Below are 23,974 nucleotides of genomic sequence, written 5' to 3' on the forward strand. Positions count from 1 at the left end.
TCCTCATCAATCACGTTAAAAGTCCGCAAGTCCGGCCGGTGCTGAGATATGCAGGATGATGCGCGGGAAGAATTCACCGACGGCCGCTACTTCAGCGAGGCAGTGCGCTGGGAAAATGACGTCATCCGCTCGGTGAAGCGATCGCGTGCCACGGCCTGGATCGTCGCCGCCATCAGCGCGACCCTCGCCGCCATGGCCATGGGTTGCCTGTTGATGCTGGTTCCGTTGAAGAGCTTCGAGGCCTATGTCATCGAAGTGGACAAGACGACGGGTTTCATGGAGATCAAACGGCCATTGGCCGATGGCGACCTGACCCAGAATGAAGCGATCACCCGGATGAATGTGGTCCGGTTCCTGCGGGCTCGCGAAACCTACGATCCCAATGCCGTGCAGCAGAATTTCGATCTGGCCAGGCTCCTGTCCACCGGCGAGGCCGGGCGCGACATCCTTGCCGCCTATGGTTCGTCCAATCCCGCCAATCCCGTCAATCTCTACGGCCGCGATACGAAGGTCCTGCCGGTCATAAAGTCGGTGCAGGTTCCCGACGACCGCACGGCGATCATACGTTTTTCCACCCGGAATATTGGCCAGAAGGCCGCGCCCGATACGCATTGGGTGGCGCTGATGCATTTTCGCTATTCGCAGGGTGCAATGTCGAACGAGCTGCGCTTCGACAATCCGCTCGGCTTCCAGGTGACGGACTACCGGCGCGACCAGGAACTCGTGTCGGAAGGCGGTGGTGGATGATACGCCCGCGCAATGCTCTCCTTCACCTCGTCCTGCTGCTGCTTGCAACGCTGTTCTGCGCAAGCGCGCATGCCGAAATCGCGCCACGTCCGGGCACTGCCGATCCGCGGGTGCGATCGGTCAGCTATAATGCAACCAATGTCGTCTCGGTTGATGCAACCTACGGCGTATCGACGATGGTCGTCCTCGGCGATGACGAGAAGATCGAGACCGTGGCCGTCGGCGACAGCATGTCCTGGAAGATCGAACCGAACAAGCGCGGCAATATCATCTTCCTGAAGCCGGTCGAGCCGAAGACCGTCACCAACATGAATGTGGTCAGCAACAAGCACGTCTATACATTCATCCTGCGCGCCCATCCCGAATCCGCCGGCGAGCAGACATTCATGGTCAAATTCCGCTATCCGGAAGAGGAGGTCGATGCCAAATTGCTGGCCAAGGCGCGCAAGCTCGTTTCCGAGCCGAACCGCGACGCATTCGACTTCACCCGATCCAACACGGATTACCGGTTTCGCGGCGATGCAGGCTTGAAGCCACGAAACGCCTTCGACGATGGCGTGAAGACCTGGTTCCGCTTCGATGGCGATATTCCGGCCATCTTCGTCGTCGAAGGCGGGAAGACCGAGATCCTCGCCAATTTCCGCCGTGAGCGCGATTATATCGTGGTCGACAAGATCGCCGATCAATGGATGCTGCGACGCGGAAAACAGGCATTGTGCCTCTTCAATCTGCAGCGGAGCGCAGCGCCGAAACTGGTTGCCGATCATGAGTGATATCGGCAGCGCATCTCGTCATCACGGAGAGCTCGAAGCCGGTGCGCATTCGGCGCTGGCCGAAAGCAAGCGCAAGCGCAGCATCTGGCCGCTTGCGATAGGCCTCGCCCTGATCGTGCAAGCGGCACTCGCTATCGCCTACTGGCGGCCGAACACGCCTGCACCGGCGGCCGAGCTGGTACGGAGCGACGAAACGCTGGCGGTCCCGGACGTCCGGCTTGCGCTGCCTGATCCATCCGCAACTCAACCTGACGCCAGCACCACCAATGCCTCGTCCGTCGATCAGGCCGAGTTGCAGGCCCTGCAGCAGAGAATTGCCGATCTCGAGGCACAGAAGCTCCGCGCCGAGGCTGATGCCGGGAGCACGGATGAGGAGAAATGGCAGCGATACCGTTCCCCCATGGTCGTTTCCGAATCAAGCCCGACTGACGGTGTCGATCTCGGACAAGGTGAAACAAAATCGGCCGAACAGGCGGAAAAAAGCGACGCGACGTTCCAGGAATCCAACGCAAACACGCAGTTCCTGGGTGCCTTGTCCGCCAAAGCCGTGGAAGTCGCCAAGGCGCAGAAGAACGAGCGGATCGACGCACTGGTGCCGCAGGGCACCATGATACGCGGCGTCCTGGAAACAGCTGTCGAGACCGATCTGCCCGGCATGGTCCGGGCGGTGACCACCGATGATATCTGGTCCTTCGATGGGCGGAGAATCCTCATCCCCGCCGGCTCGCGCATCGTCGGCGAGTATAATGCCGGGCTGATGCAGGGCCAGAAGCGGGCATTCATCGTCTGGACGCGCCTGCTGCGCACCGACGGCGTTTCCTTGAACCTTGCATCGCCGGGCACGGACGAACTTGGCGTTTCCGGTTCGGGCGGCAAGGTCGACAATCATCATCTGCAGCGGTTCGGTTCGGCGATCATGCTGACTGCACTGTCCGCCGGTGCGCAACTGGCGGCCGATCCGCGGCCGGAATTGCGCAGGCGCAGGCGATCCGGCCCAATCACCACCATAACCACCGATCCTGCAACGGGTAAGACGACGCAGACGACGATCGATCCAGACGAGAAGGACGACGCGATCGGCGCTGACCTCGGCGGGAAAGGCGCCGCCGCCTTGGCACAAGGTCTATCGAATGTGGCGCAAGAGGCATTGAAATCGTCGATCGCCATTCAGCCGACGATCCGTATCCGCCAAGGGACGGCCGTCGCGATCTTCGTTCGGCGCGATCTGGATTTCTCCGATCTATACCCCGACCCCGTCGCACAGAAGCTGCGCGAGTTGAAGCGCGGAGGGCGCGGTCATGGCGAATAGCATTCTCTCCAATAGGTCATGGCGAGGCGTGTCATGACGCTTGCCGCATCGCTGCCCGATCTTGTCGGCATGGCTTTCGCCCCGCTCAATCCTTTCCTCCAATCACCGGATGTGGTGGAAATCTGCGTCAACAGGCCCGGCTGCGTGTTCGTGGAACGCTCGTCCGGGCAAATGACCGGCATGGAAGAACACGCCATCCCGGAACTTACAGCCGAACGAATCCGGTTCATGGCCGAACGCATTGCCGCCGCCAGCCACCAATTCGTCAATGATGAGGAGCCTATACTTTCGGCGTCCCTGTCGGACGGCGAGCGGGTCCAGGCCGTGCTGCCGCCCGCGGCGCTGGATGGCGGTGCAATCGTCATAAGGCGGCAGACTTCGTCGCGGCTGACGCTCGCGGATTATGGCAGAACCGGCGCGCTTGCCGGGGCGCGCATCATCGACAGCGCCGAAATCCTCACTCAGGACGAAGCCCATCTCTGCCATCTGCTCGACAAGGGTGACCTGGAGCGATTCTTCTCGGAAGCGGTGCAGCGACGCGTCTCGATTCTCGTTTCAGGGGGCACTGGTTCGGGAAAAACCACATTCCTCAACGCGCTGCTGCAGGAAATTCCGCGTTCCGAGCGGCTCATCACCATCGAGGATACGCCTGAAATTTCCCATGCCCAGCCAAATCATGTGCGGTTGATCGCGACGCGCGGACAGCAGAACATCGCGAATGTCGATCCGTGCCATCTTGTCGAAGCTTCGCTGCGCATGCGCCCGGACCGTTTGCTGCTGGGTGAAATCCGCGGCTCCGAGGCGATGGATTTCCTGCAGGCGATCAATACCGGTCACCCCGGTTCGCTTTCGACCGTCCATGCGAATTCGCCCAAAGGCGCCTATCTGCGGCTAGCGCTGCTGATCATGCAGGCCAGCGGTGGCGCAGGCCTCAATCAGACAGACATGATCAATGCGCTGCAGCAGGCCCTCCCGCTCACGGTTCAGATCGCGCGGGTTGGCGGCCGGCCGGGCGTCGTCACCGAGATTTTCTATGAGCCGTTCCTGCGCTGGGCCGACATGCAAGGCGACGCAAGCCCGCATCCGGTCGTTCAAGTCTTCGGCGATGGGCGGAGGCTGCAGCGATGAACTTCTGCCGTCATATCTTCAGCCTGATACCGATCTGCGCATTGTTCGTCGCAGGCATCGCGGCGGCGGAACCCGCGCGGCCGGCGATCAAGGTGACCGTGATGCCGGAAGCGCCCCTCCCGGAGCCGGCGACCGGCAAGCCTTGCCGGTTCGACCCGAACGACGATGCGGCGCAAGGCAGGGCCGTGATCGAGAAGATCGCGGCCGAGGAGGGGTTCGACAAGGACCTGCTGCTGGCGATCGCCAGGCGGGAAAGCGGGTTCCGGATGAACAGCGTCTCAAGCGCGGGCGCCATCGGGCTGATGCAGCTCATGCCCGAAACGGCCAAACGGTTTTCGGTGGACCCATGCGACCCGGAAGACAATGTGCGGGGCGCCGTGCGCTATTTGCGCGTCCTGCAGCAGAAATACGATAATCCGATCTATGTTCTTGCCGCCTACAATGCCGGTGAGGCGGCGGTCGCAAAGAACAACGGCGTTCCGCTGTACCCGGAAACCGTCGCCTATGTCTCCGCTGTATTGACTGATCTCTACGGCTGGAAGCCGCTTCAGGCCCGTCGCAGCGAGAATAAACCCGCAACAATCGATTTTCAGCAGCCCCGCGGCGCCAGGGAATGGTCGCAGGGCTTCGTCTTGCACATGGAGTAGACCAATGAATATTAACCGGCGCGGGCTTTTCCTTGCCATATCCGTTGCGGCTGCAGCCTGTTCCAGCGCTGCGCATGCGCAAAGCCTCCAGCCGGTGACCGGCGTTCTCGAAACGCTGATATCGATCCTCACCGGGCCGATAGCGTCGATGCTGGCGATCCTCGCCGTCATCGGTTGCGGGTTTCTGGCCTGGAGCGGGCGGCTCACCTGGGGAATAGCCGGTTCGGTCATTCTCGGCATCGTCCTTGTCTTCGGCTCGACGCAGATCGTGACCTTCTTCCAAGGCGCGCTCGGACACTGACATGCGGGAAGAACAGGCCCCGGACATCACGCCATTGGTCAAGGCGCTGACGCGTGCGCCAACATTGTTCGGCGTGCCCTATATGTACGCCATGTTCAACATGGTCGTGACGGCGGTCATATTCCTGGCGACCAAGGGACTGCTGGCGCTGTTTCTCATCGTGCCGATCCATATGTTCGGCTACTTCCTCACCCTGCGCGACGAACAGATCTTCAGCGTTCTCAGGATCCGCGGCGCGAAGACGCCGCCGCAGTCGAAATCGGTCTGGGGCGTGAAGAGCTACGCTGCGGGAGAGACGCGGTGATTTCGCCGGGCGTGCGCAGCCAGATGCGCTTCGGCTCGGTCGGCGCGCGCGAACGTTCCGTCGCCGCTCATATTCCCTATCTGCGGCACGTGGAAGACAGCGTTCTGCGCACGAAGGACGGAATGCTCGTGAGCTTCCTCAAGCTCGACGGCTTCTGTTTCGAAACGGCCGACATGGCCGATATCAATGGCAGGCTCGAAGGTCGAAACACGATATTGCGGGCCCTCGGCAGCAGCCGCTATGCCGTCTATGGCCATCTGGTGCGGCGGCGGCTCGAACCGGAACTCGGCGGCAGTTTCGAAACTCCTTTTGCGAGGGACCTGAACGCGCGCTACATGGCGCAGCTCCGGCAAAGGCGGATGTTCGTCAACGAGATGTATATCAGCGTCGTCCGCCGGCCATTGCAGGGCCAGGTGAAAATTCTGGACGGCCTGAGCAGGTTTCTGTTCCGGCGCAGCAGCGACAAGACCCGGGATAGCGGCGTATCCGACGATGATCTTCGCGAACTTCGCAGTACCTCTCTCGATGTGCGGCAGATCCTGGAGAGCTACGGCGCAAGAATATTGGGCATCCGCAATGATGCTGCGGGCATTGCATTCTCCGAGCCGCTCGAATTCCTCGTCCAGCTGCTGAACGGTCTGAAGCCCGTGGCGATGCGCCTGCCGCGCATGCCGCTGGACGGCGCGCTGGCGATGAAACGGATCAATTTCGGCCGCAACGCCCTGGAGTTCGTTGGCGCCACTCCTCCGGGTGACACACGCCTCGGTGCGATGTTGTCCATTCGGGAATATCCCTCCTATACCGGCCCGCTCCTGCTCGACGGATTGTTGAAGGTGCCGCATGAATTCGTGGTCAGCCAGAGCTTTTCGATCATTGACAGGGCGGTCGCCCAGAACAGGATCGAGAGAGTGTCGCGCCAGATCGCCGTTGCCGACGAGGCCGGTTCGATCATTGGCGATCAGCTCGCCGGCGCCCGCGACGAACTATTGAGCTCGCGCTCGATCTTCGGCGAACACCATCTGACGGTTATGTGCATCGGCGATGACAAGCAGGAGCTTGACCGGTCTATCCGCGGCGTTGGAACCGCTCTGACTGACCAATCGATCATCTGGCTGCGCGAGGACCTGAACTGCGAGGCGGCGTTCTGGGCGCAGCTGCCCGGCAATTTCTCCTATATCGCGCGCTCGGCGATGATTTCCTCGAAGAATTTCGGCGGTTTTCTCTCACTTCACAATTTTCCCAGCGGAAAATCACGCGATAATCATTGGGGCAGCGCCATTTCGCTGCTCGAGACCACCAGCCAGAGCGCCTATTTCTTCAATTTCCACGAACGTGACCTCGGCAATTTCACCATGATCGGCCCGTCGGGCTCAGGCAAGACCGTGGCATTGTCGTTTCTCATGGCGCAATCGCAGCGCCTTTCTCCGGCGCCCCGCTGCATCTTTTTCGACAAGGATCGCGGCGGCGAAATCTTCGTTCGCGCGCTCGGCGGCACCTATCGGGAACTGCAGCCGGACATGGCCAGCGGCTTCAATCCGCTGCAATTGCCCGACAGCGGCGCCAACAGGGATTTTCTGTTTCAACTTTTCTCGCTCATGCTCCGCCGCCCGGACGGCCAGGCCCTGTCCGCCAGCGAAGAAGGCGTGCTGCGCGCCGCAATCGCCCACATATTGTCGGCGGACAGGGCTTCGCGGTCACTGCCATTGTTCGCGACATTGCTGCGGGGACGCAATCCGTCCGGTACCGACGATCTGCTGTCGCGCTTCGATAAATGGCTGCGTCCGGAACAGCTCGGCTGGCTGTTCAACAATGCCGACGACACTTTCTCGTGGTCCGCCATATCCGGCTTCGACATGACGCGCATTCTCGACGATCCGCTCACCCGCAGCGCGGCGCTGATGTATATATTTCACCGCATCGAAGAGCTTTTCGATGGCCGTCCCATACTGATCTTCCTCGATGAAGGCTGGCGGCTGCTCGAAGACGAGGTCTTTGCCGCGTTCATCAAGAACAAGATGAAGACGATCCGGAAATTCAACGGAATCATCGGTTTTGGGACGCAGAGCGCGTCGGACATCGTCAATTCGCCAATCGCGAACACGCTGATCGAGCAAAGCGCGACACATATCTTCTTCCCCAATCCGCGCGCGGACATGGAGAGCCATGCCGGCGGCATGCGTCTGTCGCAAAGGGAAGTCGAATGGATCCGGACGACCGACCCGTCCAGCCGTAGCTTCCTGATCAAGCACGGACAGGAATCGGTCATTGCCCGGCTTCGCCTCAATGACATGGACGACCTGCTCAAGGTCCTGTCGGGCCGGGCAGAGACTATCCAGGAACTGACATCATTGCGCGAACGGCTTGGCGACGACCCGGCCGATTGGTTGCCTGTCTTTTGCGGGCGGAAGGATACAGAATGAAACTGCCGGCAATCGGGCTCATGCTCATCATCGCGCTGGCATGCAGCGGCTGCATGAGTTTTGACGGGCTGCGACATCCCTGCTCCCTCCCCGGCGGAGCCTTGTCCTATGCCGAGGATGATTGCGGCCCGTTGCGTCCGGTAAACGAGCCATTCGCCAGCATTGCACCGCTGACACCGCAATGAACGAACTCGCCGCGCTGCTCAGCAATGTCGATGCGCTCGGCAAGGATTTCACCGCTGCGACCTATGGCGCGATTTCCGCCCATATGACGCCAGTCGCATCCGGCCTGTTCGTGCTTTATCTGATCTTCTGGGGCTTTCGCTTCTGGCAGGGCACGGGCGATACCAACATCGTCGCGATCAGTTTCAAGCTCCTTCGCATCGCGATGATATTCGCCATGGCGACCCAATGGGGCCAGATACAGATCGCCATTTACCAGGGCGTGACCAATATTCCCTATATCATCAGCGGCGTCATGTTGAACAACATCGTTAACCCCCGCAACGGCAAGGCCATGGGCATGGCGACCGTGGCACGGGATATTTCGACCATCTATGAATATGCGCTGATCGCAGCGGTGAAAATCGAAAACAACGTGGCCAAGGCAGCTGTCCCAGTGCCGCCGCCGGACAATGGCGGCGCTCCGGCGCCGCAGCCGCAAAAGACGGCACCACCGACGAACTCGACCAAGGAGGCCCTGCTTGCAGCGCCGCTGCAATCTCCCCTGTCGGCCGCCATTATCTGGATCGCTGCGGCAATATTTGCCGGATACGCACTGGCATTGCTGCTCTTTGCCAAGCTGGCGCTCTGGGTGATGCTTGCCCTGGCGCCGCTTGCGATCATTTCATTGATCTTCCAGGCGCCATCGCGGTTCTTCTGGGGCTGGCTCAGCGGCCTTGTCCAGGCCATGTTGATTCCGGTGTTCCTCTCGACTTTCCTCAGCTTTTACCTCCTTGGCGCGCAGGACGGCATTTTCGCCCTCATCAACAGCGTCAATGCCACCAACAGCCCCGCGATGAAGGATGTCGCCCCCTTCGTGGCGATCTGCATGGCCGGATTCTTTCTTTTGACGCGGATTTTCCCTTTCACAGCGCGGATTGCCGCAGGCACGCAAGGCTGGGTCGAAGGCCAATCGACGCGGATGGGTTGGGCCTCGGCCCACCGGGCCGGAGAGCAGTTCCCGTCCGGCCGTGGCGCCCGCGGCCGCTCGGCCGGATCGGCCACGTCATATTCCGGCTCACATGCGAGTTCATATGCTGGCACCGAAACGGCGATGCGCGATCTACAGGACCGCAACGCGTCCATCACCCGGCAGGGCAAGAACCGTTAAGTGCTTGCGGTTCGGCGAAAAGCCGTTACCCGCCGCGCAATACCGACCCGATCAATGCCTTCTGCCTGGCGAGGCAATCGGACAATTTGAAACGATGCTCCACCGTTCGGCGCGCGGCTGCCCGTAGCGGAATGAAATCATCGGGCTTGCGCAGGATGCGCAGCAGCGTTTCCGTCAGCGCGGCTGTGTCGAAGAACGGCACGAGAAGCCCGTTCTTCTCCGATTTGATCACTTCCCGCACCGGAGGCGTATCCGAACCGACGATGAGCGCACCACATGCCATCGCCTCGACGACCGACCATGAGAGCACGAACGGATAGGTCAGATAGATATGGGCCGTCGAAATCTGATAGAGCTGCCGCAGCAGATCATGGGAGATCGGCCCGGTAAAAAGCACCCGGTCCTGCGGCAGGTTATATTCGGCCAGCAGCTTGTCCTTCCATGAGCCGCCGCCAGGAGGTGGCTTGCCGTAGCTCACGCCATCGCCGCCGACGAAGATGAACAGGACATCGGGATTCTGCGCCACGACCCGCGCCGCCGCCTCCAGTGCCTGGGGGAAACCGCGATAGGGTTCGAGGTCGCGCGCCACGAATGTTATGATCGGCGGGTCTCCCGCCTTGAGGACGCGACCATCGGGCAGGCGCAGCGAGGCGTTCTTGTCCGGCTTGAACCGGTCCTGGTCGACGCCCTCATGGCAGACCGCTATCCTGTTCTGCACCGCGGCGGGATAGAGGCTCTTCTGCCATTGCGTCGGGCTGATGCCGCCATCGATGCTTTCGAACGACAGCAGCTGGGATATGTTCCTCAGCCGCAGCCGCTTGCGGGTTTCCGCGTCGGGTCGATCGTCCGGCGCGAAGCCGACATCGGCACCTTCCGCGCGATAGAAGAACTCGCAATAGCCGATGGCGGGGACCTTGGGCATGACGTCCTTCGTGAATATCATGCTGCCCCAGCCGATATGGCCGATGACCAGGTCGGGCTGCTCGCCCTGACGAATCATGGCCTCGAAGGTTTCGGCCACGCGGTGGCCAATTCGGATGTGATGATCCGGGATACCCAGATGCCTGGCCATCTGAGTATCGGAACGGGGTCCGGATTCTGCCCTGTGCTTGATGACGCGGACTGCTGGGAGGCGACGGTCCACGGTCTCGCAAATGAGGCTGACATTGTGCCCGCTGGAGGCAAGATGTTCAGCCAGGGCAGAAAATTGACCAAAACCACGTCTGTGTACAAATGCCACATGCATGATTCAGGCCTGTCCGGGCAGGGTTTGGCAGTTCGGCAAAGGATCAGATGCCGTAGCGTGCGGCATTGCCCCACACCAGTTCGAGCCTGTGTAGCGTCTGGAATGCAATTTCGAGGTTACGCAGATCGTCATCATCCCTGGCCAATACACGATTATAGGCACCACCCGCATCGCGGAGATTGGCGCAGAGCCGCTCGCCTTTTTCGGTCAGCCTGATACGCGCCGACCTCTTGTCCCGTTGCGATGCGACCCGGTCGATGTAACCGCCATCGGCCAGCTGCTTCAGGTAGTAGGAAATGTTGGATCCGATATAATGTCCGCGATCCAAAAGTTCCCCGACCGACAATTCGACATCGCCGATCGCCAGAAGCACCATTGCCTGAGCCGGTCCCACATCTTCGACTCCGAGCTTCGTCATCTCCGTCCTGAGCAGGCTGGAGAATCGACGATTAACCCTCTCAATCATCCTCGCAAGTTCAAAATGCGTCACGACGACAGTATGAACCGGCGGTTTATGTCCCTGTTTTTCTGCAGTTATTTCTGGGAAATCGACGGCATCATAGCCGTCAATAGATGTTTCGACTTCCACTCCTTCGTGTAGAAGTTTCTGTATCATCTCGTTCTCCATCATCCAGTTTACTTCAAAAATTGAAGTAAGTTACGAGTATGTTTTCATTTCTCCTTCGTTTATTTCCCCACCGAAAGAACTTTTTTCTGTCACATTCTGCGCAGTATTACTTTATTAGTCTACAGCCATAGACCAAGGTCGTACGGGCTAACCCGCGGCTGTGTCATTTCCAAGGCAGAATATACATGACTGATACTCGTCAAATTAGTGAGAATGGCAAGAGCCCCGCTGGAAAATTTCCCGCGGGGCCCGCTGTGCCGACCCCACAGGCGCTGATTTATCGAGCTCGCAGGGTCTTCCTCGCTGGCCTCCTCTATGCGGTTTTATTGAGCGCTTGCATCAACTTGCTGCAACTCACGGTTCCCCTCTATATGCTCCAGGTTCATGACCGTGTTTTGAACAGCCGCAGCACGGACACGTTGTTGATGTTGACGGTCCTGGCCATCGGAGCCCTGATCGTCTACGGCATCCTGGAGTTCATCCGGGCGCTGTCGTTTCAGGCGATGGGAAGCGCGCTGGTTCGCCGGCTCAATCTGCCGGTTTTGACGGCTGCGGTGCAGGCCTCGGTCGATCAGGGCCTGCCGAAAGCCACGCAATCGCTGCGCGACCTCACCGAATTGCGCAGTTTCCTCACCTCTTCCGCCGTCAGCGCGCCGCTCGATGCCGCGTGGTCGCCAATCTTTCTCGGCGTGCTCTTCCTCCTGCACCCGACGCTCGGCATCATCGGCGTCGTCGCGGTCATCATCCTCGTCTGCTGCGGCGTCATCACCGATTTGCTGACGCGCGGCCTGCTGAAGGAAGCCAATCAGGCGAATATCGAGGCGATTTCGAAGATCAGCGCCACATTGCGCCATTCCGAAGCGATCGAGGCCATGGGCATGCTGCCGGCCCTGGCTCGACGCTGGCGGGGGCTGCAGATGAACGCGCTGGACATGCTGGACCTTGGCGGCGGCCGCAGCCGCGCCATGTCGACGATCGTACGCACGCTGCGATTCATGATCCAGATCGCAACGCTCGGCGCCGGTACGCTCCTGGCGATGGAGCAGGAGATTTCTCCGGGTGCGATGATCGCGACCAGCATCATCGTCGGCCGCCTGCTCATGCCGTTCGACCAGGTCGTGGAAACCTGGCGGCAATGGGTGAACGCCATTGGCAACTGGCAGCGAATCCAGGCGCTGCTGGCGCAGAACCTGGCTGTTCGGCAGACGATGCCGACGCCGCGCCCGCATGGCGACCTGATCGTCGATCGCCTGGTCTATGCGGCCCCCGGTGTGGAAATGCCGATCATCAAGGGCATTTCCTTTGCGCTCTCCCCGGGTGAAGTCCTTGGCATCGTCGGGCCTTCCGCCGCTGGTAAATCCACGCTGGCGCGCCTGATGATCGGCATCGTGAAGCCCACTTCGGGGGGCGTGTTCCTCGATGGCAACAATGTCTATCTCTGGGAGCGCGGGTCCTTCGGCGAGATCGCCGGCTATCTGCCGCAATCTGTCGCACTGCTGGAAGGCACCATCAAGGACAACATCGCGCGCATGGGCGATAGCGATCCGCACCGGGTGCTCGAAGCCGCCCGCCTCGCCGACGTCCACGAGATGATCGGCCGGCTGCCGCTCGGCTACGACACGCCGGTCGGCGACGGCAAGCTGACGCTATCCGGCGGCCAGAGACAGCGCATCGGCCTCGCGCGCTGCCTCTATAACCGGCCGCGCCTGATCGTGCTCGACGAGCCCAATGCCAATCTCGATGCGGTAGGAGAGCGCGCGCTCATGCGGGCCATCGAACATGCAAGGGATGACGGGGCGATCGTCATCATGATCGCGCACCGGCCCACGATCATGCAGGTCGCGGATAAACTGCTCGTCCTCGAAGACGGCCGGATCACCCAATTCGGCCCGCGGACGGATGTCGTGGCCTCGATAACCCCGACCGGACCCAAGATGGGGGCGACAGGATCATGAGCAAGACAAATCTTCCCAAGCGGATCGGCAACCTCCTGACGCCGCGCTCCGCAACTACCGATGCCGGCAATCTTCCGACCAAATTCGGCTCCGTGAAGCCCGAATGGGTGCTCGATCTCGAGCAGGAGGACCAGCGTTCGCCGCTGCGCAAGCTGATCATCGCCGGTGTGACGACAGTCGGCATAGCCTTTGGCGGCTTTTTCGGCTGGGCCTATTCGGCCGAACTCGGCAGTGCCGCCGTTGCGCTTGGCACCGTCATCGTCGATTCCAAGCGCAAGACGATCAGCCACTTCGAAGGCGGAATCCTCGACCGGCTTCTCGTCCAGGAGGGCGATGTCGTCACGGTCGGCCAGCCGCTCGTGAAGCTCGACAATACGCGGGCACGGTCCGAACTCCAATCCCTGCAGAGCCGCCGCATCGGCCTTATCGCCAAGCTGACGCGCCTGCGGGCCGAGCAGCGGGGCGAAAGGGAGATCACCTTCCCCGCCGATTTCGTCGCCAAGGCCAATGTCGTCGCCGAGGATGCGATGAAGGCGGAGCGCATCTTCTTCCAGAAGCGCTATTCGCAGAAGATGAGCAAGATTGACGTCCAGCAGAAGACGATCGAGCAATATACGGAACAGGCCAAGGCATCCGCGGCCCAGATCGAAGCCACGGATCGGCAGATCGCGCTGATCAACGAGCAGAGACAGGCGATCGCCGGGCTGGTCAAGAAGGGTTACGCCGAGAAATCCAAGCTGACGGAGATCGAGACGCGGCTCAGCGCGCTTGCCGGCGACCGCGGCGAATATGCAGGCGACAAGGCCAAGGCCGAACAGGCCAAGGCTGGAGCGGAATTCGCGCTTGCCGGCATCGAAAGCGACATCCAGTCGGAAATCGCCGGCGAGATAACCTCGAGCCAGAACGACCTTGCCGATACCGAGGATCGTATCATCGCGGCCGAGGACGTCATGCGGCGCGTCGAGATCAGGTCTCCCCAGGCCGGGATCGTCGACAATATCCGCCTGCGGACGCCCGGGGGCGTCGTCGCGGCAGGCGAGCCGATAATGGACATCGTTCCGGAGAACGAGCCCATGGTCGTCGAGATGAAGATCAGCCCGCGCGATATTGACGGCGTCGCGGTCAATTCACCGGTCCAGGTCAAGCTCACCGCCTATAATCAGCGCTCCATGGCGCCGCTCGACGGCAAGGTGACGTTTGTGGCCGCCGATCAATTGGTCGATGAGAAGAACGATACCGCCTACTTTGTGGCAAGGGCCGAGATTTCGCCGTCCTCCCTGGCCGGAAATTCCGAGATCAAGCTCTACCCCGGCATGCCGGCCGAAGTGCTGATCGTCCATAAGGAGCGCCGCGCGATCGATTACATCATCTCGCCGATCTCCGACAGCTTCAACCGAGCCTTCAGAGAAGATTAGCGTTAGTGCCTGTAATAGCAGGCACTTTCAACGTTAATTCAAAATTCAAAATAAATTGTGGCCAATAATGATGTATAACTTATCTATATTCGATTTAATCAACAATTATATGTATTTCATAAACTTGTCGCAATACATTAATGTAATAAATTGTTACTATGGATTGCCATATTTATATTCCTAATCTAGGTTGCATTTCGATTTGGTGCAGCGCACAATCGTCAGAGCATCGTCGCCGGAACATTTCCGGCTATGTGTAATATCAATGCAGGACAACAAAGGAGAAGCAGATGGCCACTCTAGAAGGCGGCGCCTACGACGACGTTTTGTTTGGCTCCCGTTTTGACGATTTCATCCATGCCAGTGGTGGTGATGATGTCGTTTTCGGCGGGAACGGAAGTGACACGGTATTCGGCGATGAAGGGGACGACCTGCTGTTTGGCGGCAACGGAAATGATTCCATTTTCGGTGGCACCGGCAATGACATCCTCTTCGGAGACAATGGAGACGACGTACTGACCGGCAACGAAGGCAGCGATGTCCTCTTCGGCGGTCGTGGTGACGATGTTCTTCTCGGCGGCGCAGGCAATGACATCCTGTACGGCGACCAGGGCAACGACATCCTTTCCGGCGGCGCTGGAAACGACATCCTTTCCGGTGGTGCCGGCGATGACACGCTCATCGGCGGTGCAGGCAACGACGTCTTCGTCTTCAGCGGCGGTGGCGGCAATGACGTGGTTCTGGACTTCACTCCCGGCCAGGATCACCTCCAGATCTCGAGCGGCATCAACGGTTCCGACATCCAGTCGGCCGACGACGTCGCCTCGCATGTCACGCAGGTTGGTGGCGACGTTGTTGTCGATCTCGGCAATGGCGATTCCGTCACTCTCGTGAACGTGAATGCCGACGACGTGCTTGCTAACCCAAGCGACTACTTCGTCGTTCATTGATAATGGACGGGGCGTGCTGGCTTTGGGGCCAGCACGCCCTTTTCTTTCATATTTTGGTTGGAGCGAAGGGACAATTTGTTGGACCTGAACCATTCAACGGATATTGCAGAGCATATTGAAGGCGTCCTGATCTCCAGACTGTGCGCCGATGTTGCAATTTTGATCTGGGACATTCCGAGCAAGAGCAAGGTTCTGGCAAAATCCTCGCTCGAATCCTCCGCACCGCTTGTGCCCCTCGTCAGCCTTTCCGTACCTCTGGAAACCGGCGGGCAACGCATATATTGGGCGATGCGCACGAAGGACGAGCCGGTAACGCTCCGCCTTTCGGCCGCTGCATCCGGCCCGAGCGAGCAGGTGACGCTCTATCCGGCCGAAGAGCTCGGCCCGCTCGATATCGACCATGCCTTGAACAATATCGGCCCGGCCGGACACATCAAGCTTCTCAACAATGTTCTCAGCACCTGGTGCAGCGCCTTCAGGCTGTCGCAGGATCCCGTCTTTGCGGGCATCGTCCGGGAAATCATGGCGTCGCTCGCCCCCGAGCCTCGCGAGATGCGCAATTGCGGCCAGCCGCTGGACAATAATCACCTGCTCGAAACGAGTATCGATGCCGAGTTCGGCAAGGTGAACGCGATCTACGGAATAGGCAGTCAATCGGTCATATCGCTGCCGATGAAGATGGTCATCGGGCCGGAGGAGAAGAAAGGCGCGCGATCGCTGCACTTTCTCATCGAATCCGCCAAGACCCTGCCGGCATCCTACCGTTTCGCGATATCGGGCAAGAACGGCATAGCCGTCCGCAGGCTCGCTGAAGATCCGGCCCCCTCCAGCTTCCAGAAATGGTGGACGAAGCGCCAGAACGAGCCACGACTGCGCGATTTTCTGGTGCATCACCTGGCGAAGATCCAGCCAGTCGGCGCTGCGACGGCCATCGACCTGCAAATGCGCACGCCAATGCCGGTGCGGCAGATTGCCAGGAGCGCTACCCAGCCGGCGGCGGAGATCGACCTGGCGCTGGCGCTGGACGGCGGATTGCTCGTCGGCGGCTGGACCAATGATCCGGTCGGCATGTTCGCGGGTATCGAATATCTGACCGAGGCAGGCGCAGCCATCCCGCTGGAGCCGCATTTCTACCAATTCCCCGGCAAGACCGACAAGAAGGCGGAAGGTCCCGGCGCGGACGTGACGGGCTTTGCCGCCTGGCTCCCCCAGATCAAGAATCTCGGACCGCTGCTTCAGCCGCGGTTCCAGATGCGGCTTCTTTCGGGCGCGACTGCACCGCTGACGCCCCAGTTCCAACCCTTCGAGCCATCGGCCCAGCGCATGCGCATTCTGCGTTCGGTCCCGCCGCAGCACGCGAAGGACGAGGTCTTCCGCAACATTCTCGCCCCTGCCCTGCGTGAGGTCGAAGCGAAGCTCGGCAAGGCGACCAGGATCGCGGAGGTCAAGGAATTCGGCGAGCCCTTGCCCAATGCGCTGGTGTCGATCGTCATCCCGCTTTACCGGAACCTCGACTTCCTGCGCTTCCAGCTATCGGCGATGGCCACGGACCCATGGCTCGTCGCCAATGCCGAGATCATCTTCGTGCTCGATTCACCCGAAATCCAGGACGATACGGAACATATGCTGGGCGGGCTTCATATACTGCATGATCTGCCGATGAAGCTCGTCGTCATGAACCGCAATGGCGGCTATGCAAGGGCATGCAATGCCGGCGCCAGCCAGGCGACCGGCACAATACTGGTAATGCTCAATTCGGACGTGGTGCCCTGCAAGGCGGGATGGCTGGATGAATTGATCAATCCGCTGTTCAAGCAGAAGAAGCTCGGCGCCGTCGGCCCGAAGCTGCTTTTCGAGGACGGCTCGCTCCAGCATGCCGGGCTCTATTTCGCCAGGGATCGCCGCGGCGTCTGGCTGAACCATCATTTCTACAAGGGCATGCCGGGCAATTACGCCCCGGCGCAGATCGCTCGCAATGTCCCGGCCGTGACGGGCGCATGCCTCGTTACGCGCAAGGACATCTACGACCTCGTCGGCGGTTTTACCGATGATTACGTGATCGGCGACTACGAAGACAGCGATCTCTGCCTTAAAATCCGCCAGATCGGCTTTCAGATTGCCTATGAGCCCGGCGTGGAATTGTATCATTTCGAACGCCGCTCGATACGCCGCAGTTCGGATTACATGCGTGGTCTGGCCAGCCAGTACAATTCCTGGCTCCATACCCAGCGCTGGAACGACGATATCATCGATCTGATGGCGAGTTACCGCGATGAGGCCGTGGAAGACACGGTCGCGCCATTCGTTAGCAAGAAATCCGAAAGGAGCGCCGCTTGACCGAGGTCATCGCACTCAAGAAAGCACCCAGCGAACAAGTGAACCTCTTCGACAATGATCACGTCGAATGGCTGATGGAATCCGTCCTCAAGAACCGTTTTCTCCCGGCTCCGGAGCCGGAGAACATATTCGTGGGCGATGGCAGCTTCCAGGCGGTCGGCGTGGAATTCCTCGGCCATTTCATCCGCAAGGGCGGCCTGCGGAAGACGAACCGCGTCCTCGACATCGGCTGCGGCATCGGCCGCATGGCCGTGCCCCTGACCCAGTATCTCGATTTCAACAATGGCAGCTATTGCGGCGTCGATCCCGTCACCGGCGGCATCGAATGGTGCAAGAAGAATATCAGCGCCAGGTACAGCAATTTCGACTTCACCCATGTCGACATTGCCCACAACCTCTATAATCCGAAGGGCAAGGTCAACGGACTCGAGCTCTCCCTGCCGTTCGAGCCGCGACAGTTCGATTTCATCATCATGACTTCGGTGGTCACGCATCTGCCCGACGAGGAAGTGATCGCCTATCTGCGCGAGATCGAAAGGCTGCTTGCTCCTGGCGGTCGCCTGTTCATGACCGCCTTTATCGTTGACAAGGTGGCGCGGGAAAACGCCTCCCAGAAGCGCGATCCGCGCCTTGCCTTCGAACGTTACGACGATGGCCCCTGCTGGTTCGTGCCGGAATTGCCGCCGCTGGCAGCCGTCGGCTTCGATGATGGCTTCATCGACCGGGCGCTGACAGGCGCCGGGCTGGTGACGACGACGAAGTCCTTCGGCCATTGGCGCGGCACCCCGTCCGACCACTACCAGGACCTCTTCATCGCCGAATATGATGGGGCAGCGCGATGAAATCCCGCGTCCTGGTCGCTGCGCATAATCATCCCTCCCTTCACCCGGGCGGGACGGAGATATTCGCCCATGACCTGTTCCGCGCCTATCAGCGCGATGGTCATGAGGCGCTGTTTCTCGGCGCGACCAACAAGATCCACCGCGAGGAGCGCCCGGGCACGAGTTTCCAGAGCATCGGCACCAAGGGCGATGAAATACTGCTGTGGTCAGGGCATTTCGACCGTTTCTTCATGAGCCAGGTCGATCTCTACGGCATCGTTCCGGACATCGTGGAACTGCTCAACGATTTCCGTCCCGACATCGTCCATCTCCATCACCTCCTGCTTCTCGGAGCGGAGTTTCCGCATATAGTGCGCCGCGTTCTGCCCGACTGCCGCATCGTCATGACGCTGCATGATTATTATCCGATCTGCCATCATGACGGGCTGATGGTTCGTACCTCCAACCGAGAGTTGTGCCATGGCGCGACGCCGGACAGGTGCCATGCCTGCTTCAAGGATATCCCGCTGGACAAGTTCGTCCTGCGCGAGCGTCATCTCAAATCGCTGATGAGCACCGTCGACGGTTTCGTCTCGCCGAGCGAATTCCTGAAGCAGCGCTATGTCGATTGGGGCCTGCCGGAACATCTGGTCAGCGTCATTCCCAATGGCCAGCCACAGCGACCCGCCGCCGTGCGAAATGAAGAATTCGGCGCCGGGAAGCCGGTATTCGGCTATTTCGGCAATCTCAATCCATGGAAAGGCACGACGGTCCTGCTCGAAGCAGCGAAATTGCTGATCGCAGAAGGCCTGGATTTCGAATTGCGAATCCACGGTGCCGCTCCCTTCCAGAGCGAGGAATTCGTGGCGGAGATCGATCGCCTTTTCGCGGAAACCTCGCCCACCGTGCAGCGCCGCGGCAGCTATCGCCGCGACGATATAGCGGGGCTCGTCGCTTCCGTGGATTGTGCAGTGATGCCCTCCATCTGGTGGGAAAACGCGCCCCTCGTCATCCAGGAAGCGCAGGGGCAGAATTGTCCCGTCATAACCAGCAATATTGGCGGCATGGCGGAGATGATCGAGCATGGAGTGAACGGGCTTACGGTTCCGCCCAATGATCCTGTCGCCCTGGCCTCGGCAATGCGCCGGATCGCCTCCGATCCGGAATTCCGGCAACGCCTGGCTGGATCGGCCCGCGCTCCGGACACAATTGAAACGACCGCGGCAAAATACATGGCTCTCATCGAGACATTGCGCCCCGATCGTGTCGAAGCCGCCTGAAAGGAACAGTCATGACTGTTGTGACACAAGTACCGCCGCAGGCCGCGCCTCAACCAAGGACAGCGCCGCCCGTGCAGAACAATACTCCAGCACCGCCCAAGGCGGCGGAGCCGATGAAGGGAAGGGTCGATGCGATCGATGACGGCCGCCTGTTCGGCTGGGCCTTCGATCCGGCGACACCGACAAAGCGCATCACCATTCGCGTCCTTCTCGACGGAAAGCCGATCGCCGAGGCGGTCGCCGACCGGGACCGGCCGGACCTGAAGCGCAGCGGCATCGGCGATGGCTCGCACGCCTTCGAGGTCATGCTGCCGCAATTCGCCGCCATCCGCGCTGCGGAACTCGTCGTCATCGCCATCAACGAGGCGGGCGTCGAGCAATCGCTCCGTGTCCCGAAGCCGGCGGAACAAGCGGCGGAAGCGCTCATCGCGGCGCCGATGACCCGCATTCTCGACAAGCTCGACATGCTCATGGCCGCCCAGCGACAATTGCAGGTGAGCCAGCGCGCCTTGCAGCGCCCCACCCCTGTGCTTGATGGCGCCAGCGGCGAGGCCGCAAGCGAGGGCGGCGACGTCCGCAGCGCGGTCGAAGCCATGCGCGGCGAGGTCAGCCAGCGCCTGACGGAACTCGACGTGCATCTGATGCGGATGGACAGTGTCGTCGGCGGCATGGAAAAGCGGATCGAGTCGCTGCAGAAGCGCTCGGGCGGTGACGTCAAGCCGCTGATCCTGCTTCTGTTCGTCCTGGTCGGTTTCGCCGCGGGCGCCATAGCCGCCGTGTCGATCCTTTAAGAACTGGCAGCGGAACGAGCCGATGCATGGTGACGACAGGAACGTATTGCCGATAGCGAGGACGAGCAGCCGCCAGCCGGAGCGTCACTCGCTGCTGATGGACGGCGAAATGGTCGTCGGCAGCCCGGTCGACGATACGCTCGTGCTCGTCATGGGGATCGGCAGCCTGAACGCCGATCAGGTCTCGATATTCCTCAATGGCGATCCCGCGCTCAACCTCAAGGTCACGCTTGTCTGCTGGCCGCTGAAGGATGCGTCACCGCGCGGCACCCATGGTTTCGTGGCGGTGGTGCCCACCGGAATGCTGCGGCGCGCACCGTTCAAGACGATCATGTTCCAGCACAAGACGAAGGTGACGCGCTATACCTTCGTCAGCCGCGCCGCATCCACCGGCGATCTCATTTCCATGGTCACCGATCTTGCCGGTCCCAATCTGCCGGCCGTCATCGACGGGCTGGTCGAAGCGCTGATCTCGGGGCCGATCGGCCGGCGCAAGCTCGCCGCGATCACGACCTTGTTGCAGGCCGGCGCCCGTTCCGACGGCTGCGTGGAACTGATCGGCGGAAGCGACGAAGGCGAGATCTTCGTGCAGGGCTGGGCCCAGGACCTGACCGCGTCTGTCACGCGGGTCGTCATCAGCGGCCGGGTCTCCTCGCTCGCGGAAAGCGCCATTTCCGTTTTCGCGCGGCCCGACCTTGATGAGAATTCCTCCGGTTTCGCCGGCCTGCTGCTTTCTCCGGAACCGATCGAGCCTGCGGATATCGACCGCCTTCTGTTCCGCGGCCGCCGCGGCTGGCGGTTCACCGAGGTCTACGACCGCCGGCTTGTCGTCGGAGCGCGGGAAACGCCGACCCATGTGCGGGCGATATTGCCGCGTGTTCGCGGTTCGGCCGACATATTGCTGCGGATGCGCTCCGCCGCCAACCGCTTCGACGGTACGGAAACCGTATCGGCGCTGCCAATTCCGGTCCGCGCCGGCATCGACAGCGTCTATCGCATCGATGGCAGCGGCCTGCTCATCTGCGGCTGGCTGCTCGATCCCGACAATCATGTGCAAAGCGTGAAGCTGCGCCGTCACCGCGGCGAATGCCAGATCGACCGGGGCTGGACGCGCGTCGACCGGCCCGATGTGACGGCCGAATACGACAATCGCGCGCCTTTCCACGCCGGCCTCGACCCCAACAAGCACGCCCATGGCTATGTCGTCTTCGCACCGGAACTCGATGGCGACAGCACGGCGCCCTTCTATCTCGAATTCGGCTTCAGCGGCGAGCGGCGCGCATTCCTGCCTCTCACCCCGACGCGCGTGACTTCGCGCGAGGCTGTGGTCAGGCAGATCAGGGCAATCGATCCGGAGGCCTGGGCCCTGCGGCACATCGTCGAGCAACAGCTCGTGCCGCTCCTGAGCGGCGTCAAGCGGCCGGCGCCGGACATATTCGGCGTCGTGGATTTCGGCAGCTTCGAAGATGCCGAGGGTCCGGCCATCATTATCGGCGTCGATGAGCGCGTCGAGGAAATCGGCCCGCTGCTCGCCCTCCTGGCGCTCGATCCGGAGACGCGCCAGGCGCCGATCGTCATTGCTGCGGCGACGGATATCGCCGACCGCATAGGCGTGCAGGTGCGCCGGCTGGCTGAGTTCTACAAGCTTCGGGTGCGTCTGGTTTCGGCCAGTGGCTCCGAAGATCTCTACGATGCGCTGGAAGTCGGGAGCCGCGCCGTATCGACCGAGACCGTGGTCTTTCTGGCCGCATCGCTTCTGCCGCGCGGCCCGGGCTGGCTGAGCAAGCTGCTGGCAGCCTATGAGCAACGCGGCAATTGCGTCCTTTCGCCGACCCTTGCCTATGAAGACGATTCCATCCGCTGGGCGGGGACATGGCTTGCAAGCGAGCAATCCGACCGCGCGCTCGTCAGCCGCTATGCCGGATATCCCATCGATGCCGTCGCCCGCATGGGAACGATGGAGGTTGCGGCCGCGACATTCGAGTGCTGCGTGATGCCGCGGGAGGCCCTGTTTTCGGTCAATGGTTTCACGCGCGGCTATCTCGGAACGCACGAGAAGGGCCTCGATCTCGGCATGAAACTCAAGAAGGCGGGTCTGAAGTCCTACTGGCTGCCATCGGCGCAGATGCTCGGCTCGGACGATATATCGGCCACGGACAAGCCGACGACGATAGCCCTGATCGAAGGCATCGACCGCCAGATTTTCGATGCGCGCTGGGGTTCCGGACCGGCCCGTTCGAAATCGGCGCCAAAAGGAGCGGCATGATGAGCGAAACATTGCGGGTCCTCGTGGTTTCCCATGCCCATCCGAGCGTGTCCCTCGGCGGCGGCGAAATTGCCTCCTATAATCTGCACAAGGGGCTGAACACGCTGCCGGACGTGCAATCCGTCTATCTCGCCCGCGCCGCCCATCCGGTGCCGAGGCATGGCACGACGGCATTGATGAGCCTGCGCCGCAGCAGCGACGAGATTCTCTTCCACGCGGATCAGTATGACCATTTCTACATGTCCAACACCAATACGGACGAGATCCGCCGGGACCTGCTGCGCTTCGTCCGGGATTTCAACCCGCAGGTGGTTCACTTCCACCATCTGCTCGGCCTTGGCGTGGAAACGCTCTACGCGATAAGGGAGGCGCTGCCCGACAGCGCCATCGTGCTGACCTTCCATGAATATCTGGCGATCTGCAACAATGACGGCCAGATGGTGAAGCGAGGCACCGGCAAGCTGTGCAATGAAGCATCTCCCATAGATTGCCATGCCTGTTACCCGGAAATACCGCCCGCGCGCTTCCTGAAACGGGAGCGGTTCATACGCAACATGCTCGAGCTCGCCGATGCTTTCGTGGCGCCGAGCGAATTTCTCGCCCGCCGCTACATGGAGTGGGGTATCGGCGCCGACAGGCTGCATGTCATCGAGAACGGCCTGGCGATACAGCCCGTCGCCCCGCCGCGCGAGCTGACCGGCCCCACCCCGCGCCGCAACCGGTTCGCCTTTTTCGGCCAGGTCACCCCGTTCAAGGGCGTCGATGTGCTTATCGATGCCGTCTCGCGGGTTCCCGAAGACGTCTGGGGCGAGGATACAAGGCTGATGATCTTCGGCGGCAATCTCGAGAAGCAGCCCGCCGAATTTCGCGAGCGGATAGAAAAACTGATCGCCGAGGCCGGTTCGCGCGTCCGCTTCCACGGCGCCTACCAGAATGGCGAAATACCGCGTCTGATGCAATCGGTGGATTGGGTCGTGATGCCGTCCATCTGGTGGGAGAATTCCCCGATCGTCATCCAGGAAGGGCTGCATCATCGCCGTCCGATCATATGCTCCAATATCGGCGGAATGGCCGAGAAGGTCAGGGATGGCCAGGATGGGCTGCATTTCCGGGCGGGCAGCGCGGAAGACCTCGCCGATCGGTTCACCGAGGTGCTTCGCGACCCGTCCCTATGGGACGAACTGCATCAAAGCATCCGGCAGCCGGGAAATCATCTCGACTGTGCCGGCGATCACATGGCGCTCTATGCCGGCGTTCTCGACAGCAAGCGGCAGGTTGCCTCCGGCGCCGGTGCAGACGCCCAGCTGTCGCAAGCAAGCTGAA

General features: G+C 60.9%; 21 protein-coding genes. 19 read left to right on the forward strand and 2 right to left on the reverse strand.

What is annotated here, in order from left to right; translation table 11 throughout:
* Positions 1–48 precede the first annotated feature (48 nt).
* From OSJ75_RS22275 to OSJ75_RS22320, 10 genes are read left to right on the forward strand one after another with little or no spacing between them, the layout of a single operon-like run.
* A complete protein-coding gene (locus OSJ75_RS22275) occupies positions 49–747 on the forward strand; it encodes a virB8 family protein (protein WP_267229587.1) in 699 nt (232 codons plus the stop codon).
* Positions 744–1,520, forward strand: coding sequence for a P-type conjugative transfer protein VirB9 (virB9, locus tag OSJ75_RS22280; RefSeq protein ID WP_267229588.1), 777 nt, complete (start codon positions 744–746; stop codon positions 1,518–1,520). Before OSJ75_RS22275 ends, virB9 begins: the two co-directional genes overlap by 4 nt.
* Positions 1,513–2,829, forward strand: a complete 1,317-nt coding sequence (gene virB10 / locus OSJ75_RS22285) for a type IV secretion system protein VirB10 (protein ID WP_250017602.1) — start codon at positions 1,513–1,515, stop codon at positions 2,827–2,829. Before virB9 ends, virB10 begins: the two co-directional genes overlap by 8 nt.
* Before the next feature lie 33 nt (positions 2,830–2,862).
* On the forward strand, positions 2,863–3,957 hold the full coding sequence (virB11, locus tag OSJ75_RS22290; RefSeq protein WP_250017600.1) for a P-type DNA transfer ATPase VirB11: 1,095 nt from the start codon (positions 2,863–2,865) through the stop codon (positions 3,955–3,957).
* Entirely contained in the window at positions 3,954–4,604 is a 651-nt protein-coding gene (locus OSJ75_RS22295; RefSeq protein ID WP_267229589.1) for a lytic transglycosylase domain-containing protein, read from the forward strand. Before virB11 ends, OSJ75_RS22295 begins: the two co-directional genes overlap by 4 nt.
* A 4-nt stretch (positions 4,605–4,608) precedes the next feature.
* Complete coding sequence (locus OSJ75_RS22300) at positions 4,609–4,905, forward strand: TrbC/VirB2 family protein (RefSeq protein ID WP_267229591.1); 297 nt, start codon at positions 4,609–4,611, stop codon at positions 4,903–4,905.
* A gap of 1 nt (position 4,906) precedes the next feature.
* On the forward strand, positions 4,907–5,209 hold the full coding sequence (locus tag OSJ75_RS22305; RefSeq protein ID WP_250017594.1) for a type IV secretion system protein VirB3: 303 nt from the start codon (positions 4,907–4,909) through the stop codon (positions 5,207–5,209).
* The gene (locus tag OSJ75_RS22310; RefSeq protein ID WP_267229592.1) at positions 5,206–7,629 is read left to right on the forward strand and encodes a VirB4 family type IV secretion system protein; all 2,424 of its coding nucleotides are present in this window, start codon (positions 5,206–5,208) and stop codon (positions 7,627–7,629) included. The genes OSJ75_RS22305 and OSJ75_RS22310 overlap by 4 nt, the downstream gene beginning before the upstream one ends.
* Entirely contained in the window at positions 7,626–7,814 is a 189-nt protein-coding gene (locus OSJ75_RS22315; protein WP_267229593.1) for a hypothetical protein, read from the forward strand. Before OSJ75_RS22310 ends, OSJ75_RS22315 begins: the two co-directional genes overlap by 4 nt.
* Complete coding sequence (locus tag OSJ75_RS22320; protein ID WP_267229594.1) at positions 7,811–8,962, forward strand: type IV secretion system protein; 1,152 nt, start codon at positions 7,811–7,813, stop codon at positions 8,960–8,962. The genes OSJ75_RS22315 and OSJ75_RS22320 overlap by 4 nt, the downstream gene beginning before the upstream one ends.
* A 25-nt stretch (positions 8,963–8,987) precedes the next feature.
* Here the strand turns inward: OSJ75_RS22320 and OSJ75_RS22325 are convergent, their stop codons facing one another.
* Together OSJ75_RS22325 and OSJ75_RS22330 are read right to left on the reverse strand one after the other, a co-directional pair.
* Positions 8,988–10,208, reverse strand: coding sequence for a glycosyltransferase family 4 protein (locus OSJ75_RS22325; RefSeq protein WP_267229595.1), 1,221 nt, complete (start codon positions 10,206–10,208; stop codon positions 8,988–8,990).
* A 43-nt stretch (positions 10,209–10,251) separates the two neighbouring features.
* Positions 10,252–10,821, reverse strand: coding sequence for a MarR family transcriptional regulator (locus OSJ75_RS22330; protein ID WP_250017853.1), 570 nt, complete (start codon positions 10,819–10,821; stop codon positions 10,252–10,254).
* Between the two features lie 200 nt (positions 10,822–11,021).
* On the opposite strand from OSJ75_RS22330, the gene OSJ75_RS22335 reads away from it, so the two are divergent.
* From OSJ75_RS22335 to OSJ75_RS22375, 9 genes are all read left to right on the forward strand, one after another.
* Positions 11,022–12,791, forward strand: coding sequence for a type I secretion system permease/ATPase (locus OSJ75_RS22335; RefSeq protein WP_250017582.1), 1,770 nt, complete (start codon positions 11,022–11,024; stop codon positions 12,789–12,791).
* A complete protein-coding gene (locus OSJ75_RS22340) occupies positions 12,788–14,206 on the forward strand; it encodes an HlyD family type I secretion periplasmic adaptor subunit (protein ID WP_416362602.1) in 1,419 nt (472 codons plus the stop codon). Before OSJ75_RS22335 ends, OSJ75_RS22340 begins: the two co-directional genes overlap by 4 nt.
* Before the next feature lie 290 nt (positions 14,207–14,496).
* The gene (locus OSJ75_RS22345) at positions 14,497–15,156 is read left to right on the forward strand and encodes a calcium-binding protein (RefSeq protein ID WP_250017580.1); all 660 of its coding nucleotides are present in this window, start codon (positions 14,497–14,499) and stop codon (positions 15,154–15,156) included.
* A 78-nt stretch (positions 15,157–15,234) separates the two neighbouring features.
* A complete protein-coding gene (locus OSJ75_RS22350; protein WP_267229596.1) occupies positions 15,235–17,493 on the forward strand; it encodes a glycosyltransferase family 2 protein in 2,259 nt (752 codons plus the stop codon).
* Positions 17,490–18,335 carry a class I SAM-dependent methyltransferase gene (locus tag OSJ75_RS22355; RefSeq protein ID WP_267229597.1) on the forward strand — a complete coding sequence of 282 codons (846 nt, stop codon included), beginning with the start codon at positions 17,490–17,492 and terminating at the stop codon, positions 18,333–18,335. Before OSJ75_RS22350 ends, OSJ75_RS22355 begins: the two co-directional genes overlap by 4 nt.
* Positions 18,332–19,594, forward strand: coding sequence for a glycosyltransferase family 4 protein (locus OSJ75_RS22360; protein ID WP_267229598.1), 1,263 nt, complete (start codon positions 18,332–18,334; stop codon positions 19,592–19,594). Before OSJ75_RS22355 ends, OSJ75_RS22360 begins: the two co-directional genes overlap by 4 nt.
* 11 nt (positions 19,595–19,605) lie before the next feature.
* Positions 19,606–20,385, forward strand: a complete 780-nt coding sequence (locus OSJ75_RS22365) for a hypothetical protein (protein ID WP_416362603.1) — start codon at positions 19,606–19,608, stop codon at positions 20,383–20,385.
* Between the two features lie 22 nt (positions 20,386–20,407).
* Entirely contained in the window at positions 20,408–22,651 is a 2,244-nt protein-coding gene (locus tag OSJ75_RS22370) for a glycosyltransferase family 2 protein (RefSeq protein WP_250017571.1), read from the forward strand.
* Positions 22,651–23,973: a glycosyltransferase family 4 protein gene (locus OSJ75_RS22375; RefSeq protein WP_250017569.1), complete on the forward strand. Its 1,323-nt coding sequence runs from the start codon at positions 22,651–22,653 to the stop codon at positions 23,971–23,973. The genes OSJ75_RS22370 and OSJ75_RS22375 overlap by 1 nt, the downstream gene beginning before the upstream one ends.
* The last annotated feature ends 1 nt before the right edge of the window (position 23,974 follow it).

Origin of the sequence: Phyllobacterium sp. 0TCS1.6A (genome assembly GCF_026420825.1) — a bacterium.
Classification (GTDB): Bacteria; Pseudomonadota; Alphaproteobacteria; order Rhizobiales; family Rhizobiaceae; genus Phyllobacterium.